Annotated in this window: 13 protein-coding genes; 5 read left to right on the top strand and 8 right to left on the bottom strand. The window is 61.3% G+C overall.

The features are described 5' to 3' along the window. Positions 1-6 precede the first annotated feature (6 nt). The 3 genes from coaD (at position 7) to HRU82_00285 (ending at position 2,226) form a co-directional block, all read left to right on the top strand. Positions 7-495 (top strand): pantetheine-phosphate adenylyltransferase, encoded by a 489-nt coding sequence (coaD, locus tag HRU82_00295; protein QOJ33483.1) that lies wholly within the window; start codon positions 7-9, stop codon positions 493-495. Then, positions 492-1,685: a pyridoxal phosphate-dependent aminotransferase gene (locus tag HRU82_00290; protein ID QOJ33482.1), complete on the top strand. Its 1,194-nt coding sequence runs from the start codon at positions 492-494 to the stop codon at positions 1,683-1,685. The genes coaD and HRU82_00290 overlap by 4 nt, the downstream gene beginning before the upstream one ends. A 142-nt stretch (positions 1,686-1,827) precedes the next feature. Beyond that, positions 1,828-2,226 (top strand): FmdB family transcriptional regulator, encoded by a 399-nt coding sequence (locus tag HRU82_00285; GenBank protein QOJ33481.1) that lies wholly within the window; start codon positions 1,828-1,830, stop codon positions 2,224-2,226. On the opposite strand, the gene HRU82_00280 is transcribed toward HRU82_00285, so the two are convergent. From HRU82_00280 to purH, 4 genes are all read right to left on the bottom strand, one after another. Beyond that, the gene (locus HRU82_00280) at positions 2,219-2,686 is read right to left on the bottom strand and encodes a hypothetical protein (protein ID QOJ33480.1); all 468 of its coding nucleotides are present in this window, start codon (positions 2,684-2,686) and stop codon (positions 2,219-2,221) included. The two genes, HRU82_00285 and HRU82_00280, sit on opposite strands and share 8 nt — an antisense overlap. A 48-nt stretch (positions 2,687-2,734) precedes the next feature. Beyond that, the gene (locus tag HRU82_00275) at positions 2,735-3,382 is read right to left on the bottom strand and encodes a threonylcarbamoyl-AMP synthase (GenBank protein ID QOJ33479.1); all 648 of its coding nucleotides are present in this window, start codon (positions 3,380-3,382) and stop codon (positions 2,735-2,737) included. 20 nt (positions 3,383-3,402) lie between these two features. Continuing rightward, positions 3,403-4,680: a phosphoribosylamine--glycine ligase gene (gene purD, locus HRU82_00270; GenBank protein ID QOJ33478.1), complete on the bottom strand. Its 1,278-nt coding sequence runs from the start codon at positions 4,678-4,680 to the stop codon at positions 3,403-3,405. A gap of 73 nt (positions 4,681-4,753) precedes the next feature. Continuing rightward, positions 4,754-6,307, bottom strand: coding sequence for a bifunctional phosphoribosylaminoimidazolecarboxamide formyltransferase/IMP cyclohydrolase (purH, locus tag HRU82_00265; protein ID QOJ33477.1), 1,554 nt, complete (start codon positions 6,305-6,307; stop codon positions 4,754-4,756). 288 nt (positions 6,308-6,595) lie between these two features. Between purH and HRU82_00260 the strand changes: the two genes are divergently transcribed. After that, positions 6,596-7,489, top strand: a complete 894-nt coding sequence (locus tag HRU82_00260; GenBank protein ID QOJ33476.1) for an OmpA family protein — start codon at positions 6,596-6,598, stop codon at positions 7,487-7,489. A 4-nt stretch (positions 7,490-7,493) separates the two neighbouring features. Next, on the top strand, positions 7,494-8,735 hold the full coding sequence (locus HRU82_00255; protein ID QOJ33475.1) for a hypothetical protein: 1,242 nt from the start codon (positions 7,494-7,496) through the stop codon (positions 8,733-8,735). Between the two features lie 15 nt (positions 8,736-8,750). On the opposite strand, the gene HRU82_00250 is transcribed toward HRU82_00255, so the two are convergent. The 4 genes from HRU82_00250 to HRU82_00235 form a co-directional block, all read right to left on the bottom strand. After that, positions 8,751-10,913, bottom strand: a complete 2,163-nt coding sequence (locus HRU82_00250) for a caspase family protein (protein ID QOJ33474.1) — start codon at positions 10,911-10,913, stop codon at positions 8,751-8,753. Positions 10,914-10,926: 13 nt separating this feature from the next. Next, positions 10,927-12,243 carry a hypothetical protein gene (locus HRU82_00245; GenBank protein ID QOJ33473.1) on the bottom strand — a complete coding sequence of 439 codons (1,317 nt, stop codon included), beginning with the start codon at positions 12,241-12,243 and terminating at the stop codon, positions 10,927-10,929. Between the two features lie 17 nt (positions 12,244-12,260). Beyond that, positions 12,261-13,868 (bottom strand): S8 family peptidase, encoded by a 1,608-nt coding sequence (locus HRU82_00240; GenBank protein ID QOJ33472.1) that lies wholly within the window; start codon positions 13,866-13,868, stop codon positions 12,261-12,263. A gap of 337 nt (positions 13,869-14,205) precedes the next feature. Then, positions 14,206-15,393, bottom strand: a complete 1,188-nt coding sequence (locus tag HRU82_00235) for an NnrS family protein (GenBank protein ID QOJ33471.1) — start codon at positions 15,391-15,393, stop codon at positions 14,206-14,208. Positions 15,394-15,401: the final 8 nt, after the last annotated feature.

Genomic DNA, 15,401 nt, shown 5'->3' with positions numbered 1-15,401 from the left:
TCTGCCGTGAAAATCGCCGTATACCCAGGAACCTTCGACCCCATCACGCATGGCCATAGTGATATCATCCGTCGTGGATTCCGGATGTTTGAAAAACTGATCGTGGCGGTGGCGCCCAATCCGAGCAAACACCCCCTCTTCAATCTCAAGGAACGGCTGGAGATGGTTCGGTTGGTCACGCAGGACCTGCCGAATCTGGAAGTCACCACGTTTGAGGGATTGCTGGTGGATTTCGTACGTCGCAGCGGCGCCCATGCGGTCTTACGAGGCTTGCGGGCCATTTCGGATTTCGAGCATGAATTTCAGATGGCCCTGATCAATCGCAAACTGGCCGAGACGGTCGAGACGGTATTTTTGATGCCCAGTGAAGAATATTCGTACTTATCCTCCACCATCATCAAGGATGTCGCCAGCCATGGGGGGCCCCTTCGTGATTTCGTCCACCCCGAAGTGGCCCGGCGCCTCCAGGAACGAATTCGGAGTTTAAAAGGATGAAACTTGCAGCCCGTGTCGGAAGAATCGTCCCTTCCCCCACCTTGAGCATTACGGCGACCGCAAAGTCGATGGCCGCCCAAGGCATCGACGTGATCGACTTCGCCTCCGGCGAGCCGGATTTCGATACTCCCGAGCCGGTCAAGGCGGCGGCAGAGGCGGCCATCCGCGCCGGCTTCACCAAATACACGCCTTCGTCCGGCATCGACGAATTGCGCGGAGCCATTGCGGACAAACTCCAGACCGAACAGGGGCTGCGGTATGACAAATCGCAGATCCTGGTGTCGTGCGGAGCAAAACACTCGCTCTACAACTTGGCGGAAGCGTTGCTCGAAGCGGGAGACGAATTGATCATCCCCGTCCCCTTCTGGGTGTCCTACCAGGACCAAACGCTGCTGAACGACGCCACACCGGTCCTCCTCCGCACGCGAGAAGAGGACGGCTATACGATCAGCCCCGAGGCCCTGGAAACCGTAGTCACCCCCCGCACAAAGGCCATCATCGTCAACAGCCCCTGCAATCCAACGGGCGCGACCTATGATCGCAAGACCCTAGAGGGCATCGCTGACGTCGCCTTGCGGCACGACCTGGTCATCATTTCCGACGAGATCTATGAAAAGGTGCTGTACGGCGATGCCCGACACGTCAGCATCGCCACCATCAGTCCTGAGGTCGCCGCCAAGACGGTCGTCATCAACGGCGTCTCGAAGGCCTACGCCATGACCGGTTGGCGAATCGGCTACGCCGCGGGTCCAAAACCCCTGTTGACGGCCATGGCCAACATTCAGAGCCAGAGCACGTCGAATCCCTGTTCCATTTCACAAAAAGCCGCCGTGGCTGCCTTGCGTTATGGGGAGCCATTCACGAAGACCATGGTCATGGAATTCGATCGACGGAGGCGCGTCATGGTCGAACGCTTGAATGCCATGCCGGGGGTGACCTGTCGCATGCCGACCGGAGCCTTCTATGCCTTTCCGAACGTCAGCGGACTCTTGTCGAAACAGTGGAAGGGACAACCGATCGGTTCGGCCGCCGGGCTGGCGACCTACTTGCTGAACGAAGCACAAGTCGCGGTCGTGCCGGGGGAACCCTTCGGCAGCGATGTCCACATTCGCCTCTCCTACGCCACCGCCATGGACGCCATCGAACGAGGGCTTTCACGGATTCAGGAGGCGATCGGACGGTTGGGCTAACGACTAAAAAACTCAGGCCGCACCCCGCTTGATTTTGTCGAAATCGAGGCTAACAAGAAGGAATCGCGAGGCCGGCCAGTTGGTCTGAGGAAGGTCTGAAACGAGAAGGATGCCGGGCCTGTGAGAAGAGGAGGAATCAGCAGTGCCGATTTATGAGTACCAATGTACGGAGTGCGGTTACCGTTTTGAAGTGAAGCAGGGCATCAAAGACGACCCGATCAAGGAATGCGCGCGTTGCGGGAAGGCTGTCAACAAGCTCATCTCCCCACCCGCCATCATGTTCAAAGGCAGCGGCTGGTACATCACGGATTATTCCGACAAGCTCAAGCCTGGGTCCGGCACCGACTCGGCGGAGAAGCCTGCCTCATCCGAGACCGACAAACAGAAAGCCGCCTCCACGGAAACCGCCGCAAGCCCTGCGGCATCACCCAATACCGCCACGAACGCGCCGGCATCGACGGGATCTACGTCCACCGGCAGCACGGGACCATCGAGCACCGGGACATCGAGTTCCAGCAGTTCTGCCGCATCCACTACCTGATCGGCTCCGACATCGTCTTCTTGGCGGGAACCGGCTTCGTCTTCTTGGCCGGTGCCGCCTTATGCGACGTTTTGGGCGTAGCTTTGGAAGCCGCCTTGAGCGGCTTCTTGGCCACTGTCTTCCCCGTCGGCTTCGTTGCAACCGGTTTGGCGGCCTTGGCCGCGCGCTCACGGGCCGCCGCAAGATTATGTTCCAGGCTGGCGATCATCGCCGATTTCTCTTTGTTCACACGGGTGAGGTCTTCCACTCGAATCTGCAGCTCTTCCTTCGCCTTGTTCGCCGCATTCAACTGATTCTGCAGCAGCGCCTTATCCGCAGCCGCCTGTTGAGCCTCCGAACGCAACTGTTCGATCTGAGCCTGTAATGCCGGCGGCCAAAAATCACACCCGGCTAAGAGCAACAGCGCTCCGCCCCACAGCAGGGCCCGTCCAAACAACACACCATGCGAACGAATGACCATACCGAGTCCTCCTCTGAGGGCGGATTATAACGGCAACCGTTTGTCAAATCATGATGAAAGTTCGATGCCTTGCCGAGCCAATGCAGCACGAATCTCCTCAGTCGGGAGCACGCCCGCGCGCAGCAACCGCGGCTGCCCGCACACGTCGACAACCGTTGAAGATAAGCCGCCTGGCGTATGGCCGCCGTCGAGGATGAGATCAATGGCATCACCCAGCAGGCGCTGCACGTCCTCCGCTCGATCCAGCGGCGGTTCAGCCGATCGATTGGCGCTGGTCCCGGTCAGTGGGCCGATAAATTCCAGCAAGGCACAGAGGTCTGGCACAGGGGGAAGGCGAATGCCGATCGTACCAGTCCCGCCGGTCAGCATGGGTGGCAGGCTCGCCGCGGCAGGAAACACAAGGGTCAAGGGGCCGGGCCAGCAGCACTCCATCAACAGCGCCGCCGCCGAAGGGATTGATGCCACGAGGGGTGTCAGCTGTGAGCGGTTTCCGATGAGGAGCAAAATGGGTTTCCCCGAAGGCCGGCCCTTCACCGCAAACAGGCGGGACAGCGCCTCATCGTCCATTGGAGAGACCGCCAACCCGTAGTGGGTTTCAGTGGGCACGGCGATGATACCGTGGGCCGCCAACACACGCCGCACGGTCGACAGTCCCTCGCCTGAGCCTGCTGCAGTGAACGGAAGGATGAGGGCCATGCTTGCGAGGTGAATGGGGATCAGGAATTCGGAGGTAACGCGCGATGCGCGATGTCACGTCGAAAATGACGTCCCTCGAAGGAGATGGAATCCACGATCTGATAGGCCCGATCCGCCGCTTCCCGCAAGGTCGGTGCGCAGGCGGTGACCGCCAGGACTCGTCCCCCTGCCGTCACGATGCCATCTGCCGTGCGGTTGGTTCCAGCATGAAAGATTCCTCCACGCCAGTCTGGAGGCTGAGTGCCCAGTCCCTGGATCGGTACACCGGTCCGGTAAGGACCAGGATATCCGGATGAAGTCATGACCACGCAGACCGCGTTCTCCTGGTGCCACTCGATCGCAAGTTGATCGAGACGGTGCTCGACGACGGCCTCCATCACGTCGATCAAATCAGTCTTCAACAGAGGCAACACGACTTCGGCCTCGGGATCTCCCATCCGCGCGTTGAATTCCAGCACATAGGGCGTGTCTTTGACGACCATCAGCCCGGCATAGAGTACGCCTTGGAACGGACACCCAAGTCGCGTCAAGGCATCAACCGTCGGTTGAAGCACCTCGCGCAACACCTGCTCACGCAATGCCGCCGTCCCGATGGGCGCCGGAGCATAGGCCCCCATTCCTCCGGTATTCGGCCCCGTATCCTGATCACCCACGCGCTTATGATCCTGCGCCGGGACCATCGGCACGACGGTCTTCCCGTCGGTGAAGGCCATGATGGTCACTTCTTCCCCATCTAGAAACGCCTCGATCAGGACCCGATGCCCGGCCTGCCCGAACACCGACTTTTCCATGGCATCCCGCACAGCCTGCTGCGCCTCGGCCAGGGTCATTGCCACGACCACGCCCTTACCCTGCGCCAGCCCGTCGGCCTTCACCACGATCGGCAAGGGCCGTGTCTCCAAGTAGGCCAAGGCCTGGTCCATACGATCGAAGCTGCGCGCCTCAGCGGTCGGGATACGGTTCGCAGCCATGATGTCTTTGGAAAAACTCTTGCTCGATTCCAGCCGCGCCGCCGCTTTCGTCGGCCCGAAGATCTTCAGCTTCGCTTTGCGGAACTCATCGGCAATACCCAACGCCAAGGGCGCTTCCGGTCCCACGACCGTGAGGTCAATCTGTTCACGGAGCGCGAACTCCTTCAACTCGGCAATGTCATCGGCCTTGATGGGCAGGCAGGTAGCCAATTTTTCGATGCCGGCGTTGCCCGGCGCGCAGAAAATACGCGGCTGACGCGGGCTCTGCGCAAGTTTCCACACCATCGCATGTTCACGCCCGCCGCTGCCGACGACCAAAATCTTCACAGGTCAACCTTTAGATGACACACAGAACAACGAGAGGCGACTCAAGACGCCAACCACGCGCCGCTTCCCGCCCTCAATGGCGGAAGTGGCGCATGCCGGTGAGGATCATGGCCATGCCGTGCTCATCGACGGCCTTGGTCACTTCGGCATCACGGATGGACCCGCCCGGCTGAATGACGCAGGTAATGCCGGCCTCGGCGGCCGCGTCGATCCCGTCGCGGAATGGGAAGAACGCATCGGACGCCATCACGCACCCCTTCACGGGAGACTGGGCCTTCATGGCGGCCAACTTCACGGAATCCACCCGGCTCATCTGTCCGGCGCCGATTCCCACGATCTGCCCTGGACGCCCATAGATGATGGCATTGGACTTCACATGTTTGCAGACCACCCAAGCGAAGGCGCAAGCCGCGTATTCCTCCTCGGTCGGTTTTCGTGCCGTCGGCACCGCGAGCGTCTTGATGTCCTTGAGCACGCCCAAGTCACGGTCCTGAACGATCAACCCACCGACCAACTTTTTGAGGTCGTAGCCTTCCGCGGTCGCCTTCGTGAGCGCTCCCACCTCCAGCAAACGGATATCCTTCTTCCGTCGCAGTTCGGCCAAGGCATCCTCGGCGAATGACGGCGCGATGACGACCTCCACGAAGGTCGAGGTGATCTCCTTGGCCGCAGCGAGATCGACCGGCCGGTTGAAGGCGATCACACCACCGAATGCGGAGACGGGATCCGTCTCACGCGCCTTGACGTAGGCCTCCACCGGGTTTGCGCCCAAGGCGCAACCGCAGGGATTGTTGTGCTTGATGATGGCCACGGCAGTCTGGTCGAACTCTTTCACCAACTCCAAGGCTGAATTCGCATCCAGAAAGTTGTTATAGGACATGGCCTTGCCGTGCAGGATCTTCCCCCGCGACACCGCCGGTTCCGTACCGGTCAATTCACGGTAGAACGCCCCCTGCTGATGCGGGTTCTCGCCATAGCGCAACGTTTCCACGCGCTCAAACTGGAGCGAAAGGATCGCCGGGAACTTCACCTCGTTTCCCTGCACCTGCTTTTCCAAATAGGCCGCGATGAGGCTGTCGTAGCGGGCCGTATGCTGGAAGACCTTCATGGCCAGTTCCCGCCGCATTTCGGGCGTAACGCTTCCGGCCTTCAGGGCCTCCAACGCGCGACCATAGTCGCCGGGATCGACCAGGACCAGTACGTCCTCATGATTCTTGGCCGCCGACCGCAACATGGAGGGTCCGCCGATGTCGATATTTTCGATCGCCTCTTCGAACGGGCAATTCGGCTTCGCGATGGTCGCCTCGAAGGGGTAGAGATTCACGACGACCACGTCGATGTTGCCGATGCCATGTTGCTGCATCTGCGCCACGTGGTCGGCGACGCGGCGACGGCCCAGGAGCCCGCCATGAATTTTCGGGTGCAGCGTCTTCACGCGCCCGTCCAGAATCTCGGGAGATCCGGTGTAGGCGGCCACGTCGGTGACGGGCACCCCCGCTTCCCGCAGGGCTTTGGCGGTGCCACCGGTGGAAAGGATTTCGGCGCCGAGGGCGGCCAAACCTTTGGCCAAGTCCACGGCTCCGGTCTTGTCAGAAACACTGATCAGTGCCCGCGCAATGCTGGCCATGATGAACTCCTCCAACGATCGGTACCATGTGGGTGGGAAAATTGTCAGATGAAAAGCGTCGGAAGAATAACAGATGCCCCGAGGCCACTGCAAGCCGAGCGCATTCCGGCGAATCCGGGCTAGCATGCACTGAACCGATGTGGTACCCTCCCGACAGCCAGGCAGGCGGAGTAGGCCGCGCCCAGGCAAATGGATTAAGTAATACTCGAAGTATCGGCAGCCGTCGCCGCCCGGCGGACCACTCGATTCAGACTTCAAGATGTGCACGAAGGTACGTGGAGTGAGCGCATGTCGCGCGGATTGATTCTGGGCGTCGGGCTGATCGCCCTGACCCTGTTGGCTCTCATCTGCATTCCACGCCATCTGCCGGTGGCCGCCTCCGATGCTCCTCGCCCTGCATTTCACGTCAGCATCGAACATGGACGCCTCACCCTCACCGGAACAGTCGGCAGCGAGGAGGCGAAACAGGCTGCCATCACGCGTGCGCAGGAGGCGGCCAAGACGGCCGGGCTGCGCGTGAGTCATGAAATCGATGTGGCCCACGAGGGCGGCGCAGCCGAGTGGGAACAGGCGCTTCCGGCTCTGATCGCGCCATTGACCACTCTGCAGCATCAACAGGCCACGCTCTCGCTCTCCGACCACGCGGTACTTCTCAAGGGCACTGCGTCCAGCGGCGAGGCGAAATCAAGACTCCTGCGCGAGGTCGCATCGCTGGTCGGATCGGCGGTCAACGTACAAGATCAGGTCACGGTGGCAACCGGATCGTCGGTCGCCGTCGCCGCCCCGGCTCAGCCCCATGCGCCCCATCCTTCTCGCCAGCAAACCCAGGCCGGGTTGGACGACATTCTGCGGAGCGAGCAAATCGGGTTTGAGAGCAACAGCGCGGTCTTGACGCCGCGAGGACGCGCCGTGGTCGACAGGCTGGTTGCGGTCCTCAAGCGCACGCCGGAGGCGACCGTGGAGATTGGGGGCCATACGGATTCTTATGGCGACCCGGAGTACAACCTGCAGCTGAGCCGCCGACGGGCCGACACCGTCCGGCAGTACCTGCTCGACCATGCCGTGACGAACCCGCTCACCGCCGTCGGGTACGGCTCGACGCGGCCACTCAGCCAGGAGCGGACGCGCGCGGCGTCTAAAAAGAATCGGCGCATCGAATTGCGGGTGAAAGAGGAACGGTGAAGGTATGGCCGGACTGATTCTACAGATGGTGGGTTGTCTCCTGATCGCGACGATCATCGGATTACTGATGGGCTGGTTTCTCCGGAGCTTCGCCACCTCGGAAAAACGTCAGCAGCTCTCCGAAATCGCCACCCGCCTTCGCGGTCGTGAACATGAACTGGACACTCTCAATCACGAACTAAAGGTCCGCACCTCGGCCGTGCAAATGCTGGAAGGCAAGATGATGGCGTCGGAAGCGGCGCTCAAAGACCTGACGGCCGACCTCGCAGCCAGGACGGAACAACTCACCGCCCTGCAGACGGAAGTGGCCGACAAGGGCGTCCAGCTGCATGCGGTGGAGCGGGAACGTGACCACCTGCGACGGGAAGTGGAAGAGGCCGAAGCGGCGCTCGCCGCCAAGGCGGCAGGATTCGCCGAAATGAAGACCCAGATGGAAAATGCGGAAGATCTCCTCATCAGCCGCGACCAAGAGATTGCCACCCTGAAATCCTGGGTCGAGCAACTCGCACCGAAAGATGCGGAGATCGGCCGGTTGCGCAGCCGCATCGAAACCCTGGAACCCTTCGCCGAGCGCAGCCGCCGCCTGGAAGCCGAGCAGGAGACGGAACGAACCCAGGCTACTCGCGCGCTCCGACAGAAGGAGCAGGAATTGGCCGACTCCATGGCGCGCCTCAGCGAGATGCAGGCGCAGTCCTCACAGTTGCGCACGCAGAGCCAACAAGACCTCGGTCGTTTCGAAGCCATCCTCAAGGAACGAGACGGCGAGATTCAGCGTCTCCGTGGCAGCGTCGAAGAACTCGAACGGTTCCGCGGCGAGGTCGAAAAGAAGGAGATCGCGCTACGTGAGGCCGAAGAACGCCGCGTCATGGACGTGAGCGAACGGGAAGAGGAAATTGCGGCCTTGCGCAAGCGGCTGGTTGAATATCGAGTCGCACAACGCTTCAGCACCCAAGCCCGCCAAAATCCCGATCCAGGTCCGGTTTCCCAACTCGCCTTGAATTCCGACCCCGACAACCAGCCGCAGCAAAAAGACGACTTGAAACAGATCCACGGCATCGGCCCGGTCATGGAGCGCGTCCTCAACCGCATGGGTATGTTCACCTTCCGGCAGATCGCTCAGTGGAACGACCAAGACGTCGAACAGATGGCCTCCCAGCTCAACACCTTCCCCGATCGCATTCGCCACGACAACTGGATCGCCGGCGCCAAGGAACAACACTTCTTGAAATACGGGGAGGAAATATAGCGAGACACTGGCTCCCTAGAAGTCCAGGATTATGACTTTCTGCTCGGCCTTCACCGCCTCGAAAGCCTTCACAAGCCCGGCATGGCTGATTTCGCCGCGCCCTTTGTTATCGAAATCGTACAAGACGATCACCAATTCCTGCGCTCCATCGGCCTTCTTCGAGAGGTCGCGTCGGGAGCCGTGTCCGCTGAAATACAGCAACGCCAGATCCTGAGGGTTTGCGACGTCGGCCAGACGAGCCAAGGCCCGATCAAACCCTGCCCTGGTAGCCTGCCGGTCAAGCAGCGTGTGGATTTCAACCTGCCTGAACAGCCGTCGTTCGCGGGTGCGAAGCAGGTCGCGGAATCCCTCAATGTCGTTTGCCGGACCGGACAGCTTCGCGCCGGGAAGACGATAGTGGCCCACCCCCACCAGCAGGGCATGGAGGGTCCCGGGCGGCCCGCCGCTGATCTTCCGTTTCTGTTTTCGAGAAGCAAACAGCGCGACGGTAGCGGCATCACCCGCAACGACAGGGGTCTGCGGATGCCCTTCCCGCAACACACGGCGACCGGCCGCCATCGTGGCTTCCAGCAACGAGATGCGTCCGTCACCATCGGCATCAGCGGCAGGATCGCGCAAGGTCTCAATCAGCTGGACCGTGAACGCGCCGTGCGGTTTGGCGCCTGCCAGCATCTCGTAGCCCACCTGCCCCGAGCGCGATCCGATTGCCCAGACCATGCCTGCAGGGAGCGGCCCCAATGTCTTCTCCAACCGTGGGTCATACACCAACACATGCGCCAAGGCCTCATCGAATTTTCCGTTCTGTGGTTTCGCCAAGAGCGCGGACCCTGCGAGATTCGCCGCCTGGAGGACTTCACGACGCTCATCGGGACCCAGCTTCATAAGCCGGCTCGGCACGAGCTTGGCCAACAGCGTGAGGGCCTGGCCATATTGAGATTCCCGCATGAGCGCTCGTAGCCGATCGAGGTCCGCCGTCAGCGCGCTCGTAGCGCCGGCGACCCGACCGAAACTCTGGGCGGCTTGATGGAGCCGCTCGACCAATCGCTTGAACCCATAGGGATCGCCTCCGGGCTCTTCCAGATCCGGCAGGGCCGCCTGGAGGCTGTCGGCGAAGTATTCAATCGGATTTTCAAACAATGCCGGCGCACCGATATCGAACGCGCGGTTCAACTCGTCGAAAACGGCAAACGCCGCCAGCACCGTCCCGCGATGCCTCCCATCCGACGCGCCGATCCCCTCTTCACTCCCGGCGCGCACGGTCACAGCCCCCTGCGACAACGTCTCGGGCGGAGGCTCCGTCGGCACGACGAAACGGACATCCGCGCTGTCGCGCAGCCAGCTCGGCAGACGTCCCAGATCCTCTCGCCGATAACAAAACCAGTACAGGCTTTGCGCCAGCGGGTTGCCTCCGCGCAGCCGGCGCTTCAGCGCGCTCATGATCACGTCCCCCTCCCAACCGGAATATCCGATCACGAGGGGCGAGCGGGTCCATAAAAGGTTGTCAAGCAACCCCACCATGGTCACGCTCGTCTCCTCGTCGGCGCGGGCGCGGTCGGTCACTTCACCGCGCAGATTGGCGCAGTCGTAAAACAGATAACTGCCGTGGACGTGCACGATCTGGATATCCGCGCGTTCGCGGTCGATGCGGCCCACGGTTCGGGGGTGATCACAGACCGACGGTTCTTCGCCGAAGAGCCGGAGGGCCCTTGCAATGAAATCATCGAAGTTGGTCGTCACCACGAGATTGGTCAGTTTGCGGGACGACAGCAGATGGGCCAGGCGCAGGCTGGCAAGCGACAACGGCTTTCGCTCAATCAGCTTCCGCAGGTAGTGCTGACGTTGACGCGCTCCCGGGTAGGCGCGGCTGAACCAATGGGAATAGGCGTCCAGCGTCTGCTCGCTGTCAGGAGAGCCCCGGCGCAGGTAGCGCTCGGCGATACTCCTGCAGTCATCGATGATGTTCGACGCGAGGGGAACCGGCGGAAAGGAAATACCGGCACCGACCACAAAAAAGAAGGGCGATCGGTGCGCCTCCATGCCCAGTTCCTCGCAAGCCTGACGGATCTCCATCACCGCCGCATTCAGGTCCAACAGATGCGGCTCGGGTTCTCCGAGTCGTAGATGTCGAGCCCGCTCGACCATTGCAGGCCTCTCCGGATGAAGCGCTCGTTCGGCCATCGCGCGATATCCGTCACGTCGCCGCGATGGCCGAGGCGACGGCGTGCACGACCGCCTGATTGGCCACATCTCCGTGATCGGTAATCAGGCGGTCGGTCGACAGGTTGTGTACCCCTTCGTTGGTCAGCTGATAGGAACCCGTCACGTCGAGCAGCGAGAGATCCACGGTCCGTGGTGTTTTCTGCGCCCCGTTGCGGCCGATCCCGCCGTACTTGTCGTTCTTGTCTCCGACCCCGGACGCCACCTGCCCGGCCAACAATGACGCAATGGGATAGGCGAGTCCCACAGCCTTATCATTCTCCGTACAGGTGATGATCGTGGGACCGGCGACGGCCCTCCCCCCCACCACGCGGTAGAAGAATCCGTGGTTCGTCCCGTCCCATTTCTCCGCAAAGCCGTAATGGGAAAAGGCCGCTTGGAGCAACGAAAGAGTCGTCACATGCAGGAGCGCGGCGTCGCTGACGCCGGCGACGGTCGCGGCTACCAATCGTCCGCCGAAACTGTGCCCGATCAGATGCATCTTGAGTTCGGACTGTTCAGCCTTGATGGCGCTGAGGATCGGGTTGACGCCGTTCGCTCCGACCAGTCCGGCTCGCTCCTTCATCTGATAGTAGGTTGTGTAGTTGAGGACGTTCCGCACACCCGACCAGATGCCCCTGAAAAATTCTCCCAGTCCCGCCGCTCCACCCGCGCCGATCGCCGCAGCGCCCCCCGCATTGACCGGCGGACGGGCCACCGTGAAGGAGACCGGCCTGCTCAACTTCTGCAACACCTCTGCGGGCGGCTCCTGAAAGAAAAGCCCCGAGCCGTCTTCCGCATCGAGGGAGCGCTTCGGAACCAGCGAACGGACCTTTTCGATGAATTCTCTCTGCGCCGTCGTGCTGTCTTCCAACTTCGGCAGGAGTTTTTGCAGCTCCTCGATCGTCACATCCGCTTGCGGCGCGTCGAACACGCCCTTGAGGTCCGCCAATTTCGCTTTCATGGCGGCCATTCCGACCACCGAACCGGCCCCGGCGGCGCCGCTCGGAATGAGTTCCTTCTCTTCGAACTTCTTGGAGGGCCACAACACGCCGAGGATGGCCCACCGACGGTTCGCGAGCCCCGCAGGCGATCCGACGGTCAGCGCCGACCGGAAGTTGGCGAAGAACTTTGCATAGAGGTCCTTCGCTTGATCCATGTTGTTGTTCCACCCATGGGAAATGACGATCAGATCGGTCGTCCGATCCTGACGCAGGAACTCTTTCAACCGCGTCACTTCGGTCTGGTCATGCACGACGGCGTCTTTCGTGAACTGCACCGGAAAATAAGCAAACCCCGACAACTGTTCCATCACAACCTCCTCGATCGCTAAATGGATTGGATTGCGCGCATGAGGTCCACCAACCCCGCCCCTTGGAAATAGCGTTCACGCCGAAGATCCGTGGCGGTCGAGAGAAAAAGCTGCTTGATCCGTTCCGGCTGTCCGATGAACTCGCGACGGATGGACAGGAACGCCGCAATGACCCCGGAGACATGCGGCGCCGCCATGCTCGTCCCGGAGTGTTCCAGGTACGTCACGTCCTTCTCAATCTTCTCCTGAATCTCCATCTCCATCCTCCCCGCCGCGCAGGACAGGATCTTTTCACCCGGCGCAACCAGGTCCGGCTTCAGACGGCCGTCGCCCGTGGGCCCCTTCGACGAAAAATACGATACGCCGTATTGGTGCGGCATATTGCGGTGAGTCGAACCGACGGTGATCGCGAGATCGGCATTGCCCGGGTCGTTGATGGTCAAACTGATGCCGGCCGAACGCAGCCCGGTGAAATCAGTAGACAGCGTGCCATAACCGGAATTGCCGGCCGCCACCACGACCACGACCCCGGATCGCACCAAGCGATCCACCTCCACGCAGAGCTGACTTTGCCCGCAGGCGAACCACTCAGGCTCGAACTGGTAACCGACGCTCAAATTGACCCCATGGATACGGATCCACCGCCCGTAGCTGTTGATGCGCTGAACGTGTCCGATCGCCGCGATGATGTTGCTGACACTCCCTTGGCCGGATTCGTTCAAGACCTTGAGACTGACCAACTTGCAGCGAGGCGCCATGCCGGAAATGGAGGCAGCCTTGATCTGCTCGTAGACGACCTCCCGTTCCGTTTGGTCCCCGTCAGGCTTGAGCGTTCGGAAAAAGGCCCGAATGTCGGGGTGGGATTCGCCCGGCGGGAGCTTGGGATCGGGAGGGATTTCTCCCGCAATGATGCCGGCCACATGGGTGCCGTGGCCCATTCCATCTACCAACGCCGTCTTCTTCGGATCGCTCCCGTCCGTGAAATCGTAGTGCCATTCCTCGACTTGGCCTGCGAGATTCCGGTGCGTGCCAAAATGCTGATGGTCGCCCTTGATCCCGGAATCGATCACGGCCCAGACGATATTGTCGCCCAAGGCGGAAAAGGCCACTCGGGCGGCATCGGCCTTCACCGTACTGACGGAACTGGTAATGAACGCCGTGAGCGTGAAATCTTCCCAGATCTGGTAGATGGCCCGAGCCGCCTTGGGCTTGCCGTCTGCGCCCAGCACGTCGGGTTTTACCTTCGCGTCCTGCTCGACCAGTTCACGAATCACCTGCCCTTCGAGGGCGGCAAAAACATATTGCTCATTGAAGTCGCTTTTTTTACGATCGAGTCGTTGGTCGGCCGGATTTCGTCCGCCTTGAGTGATCAGCGCCTCGATCTTCTCGAACACCCAGATCCGGGCCGCATCCCGGCCTTTCGGATAGTCGAGGTTAAGATCGATGATCACCGAGTAACAGGCCGGCGGCGTCGAGGGTGCCGTCTTTCGCCGATCGGTTTCTCGATTCAACTTATCGAGGAGGGGAAGCGCGATGACCGTCTTTACGAGATTTTTTTTGAGCTTCTCTTCGAGATCGGACCCGGGTGAAGGCCTGCTCGGGTTCACCGGAGATGTGGTCGGCATCGCCGACCCGGGAAGTTCGCCCTGCGACGGCTTTCCGCGGGCCCCAATCGGTCGGCTTGATTTCTTTTGCCCTGTTGTCGCCGCTTTCGATTTTCTTTTAGCCATGGAAGGTCCCCCGCCGCTAGACAACCGGTTGAATGGTGGTTTCCTACGTCACATGCCTCCGCGAGACATGGAGTCAGCAAGGCATGTGCCGAAAGAACCTGAGGAAAACCCTCACTGGTTTTTTGACCACATAGGAATGGACGTATTTTTGCGGAAGGGCGCTGGAAGGAGGCACTGTATCTAAAACGGTCGTGAACGGTATCGAAAGAGATACGGGGGTGAGAAGCCTCCGTTACTCGTCCAGGCTTGGACGCAGCAGAAACGGACCATAGGCCAACGCGAAGAGGACATAGCCGCCGCTCCAGAAGGTAGCCGCAGATCCCAGCACGAGCGCGGACGGGAGGCCTGTGGCAGGACCGAAGACACGGAGCGTCGCGCCCACGAAGACCAACAGATAAATGCCGACCGTCACGGGGCCCGCATGCCTGGGCCGTCCCGTATGCCCGAGACTCGCGCGGGTCATCACCGCCAGCGTCATCACGCCGACGGCGCCGGTCGTCAGCGCATGAATCGCATCCTCCGGTTGCAAGCCGACCCCCAAGGTCGCGCCACCGACCAGCAGTAGGGCCAGTACGAGCCAACTATACCCAACATGCAGCACCAGCACCAAGGGTTCCCGCCAGGTGAGCCACCCATACCACCGTAACAGGCGCATCAGATTGACAAGCCCCGCCGCGAGCAACGCCCACCCCGTCAGGAGAGCCTGCGGGGCCAGCACCCAAACCAGGGCAGCGGCCGCAGCCGACCCAATCGCCACGGCATCGAATCGAGTAAAAGCGGCGGGCCGTTTCGCACTCCCCTCCCCGATGAGGAATTCACGGGAAAAATTCGGCGTCAAGCGTCCGCCGATAAAAACCAGCAACGTGATGTCCAATCCCACCCCCACTCGGGCGGCAAGATCCGTCGCGCTCCCGTTCAGTACCAGCGCGTGGAACAACAGGTTGCCGCAGGCGTAGAGGGTCAACAGGACTCCTATCGGCGCATGGTTCCAACTCGCGCTCGCGACGATCTGCCGCCAGAGCCAACCGGCGAGCGCCACGAGAAAGAGTCCGTCGAGCAAGGCGGAGACCATCGGCGGCAGCCAGGTCACGGCCATCGCGACACGCCCGACGACCCAGCAGAGAGACAACAGCATCAACCCAACGCCGGTGAGAGGGGGCCGGTCGGTCCAATTGGGGACAGCCGTGAGGAGAAAGCCGGCGATCACGGCGGGCAAGAAGCCGAACACCATCTCATGGACATGCCAATCGCGCGCGGGCAACGAACCGGTCGCCCCGGTCAGACCGGAAACCATCAGGACCCAGGCCGGCACCGCAAGACCGGCAAAGAGCGCCGCCCCCAAAAAGAACGGCCGAAATCCGTACGAAAAAAGCGGCAGTCCCGTCAGGGCTGTCCGGCATTCGATCCCATCACTCCTCACGCTCGCTC

The organism is Nitrospira sp., assembly GCA_015709715.1.
Lineage (GTDB): Bacteria > Nitrospirota > Nitrospiria > Nitrospirales > Nitrospiraceae > Nitrospira_A.
This window is presented reverse-complemented; position numbering and strand designations above follow the sequence as displayed.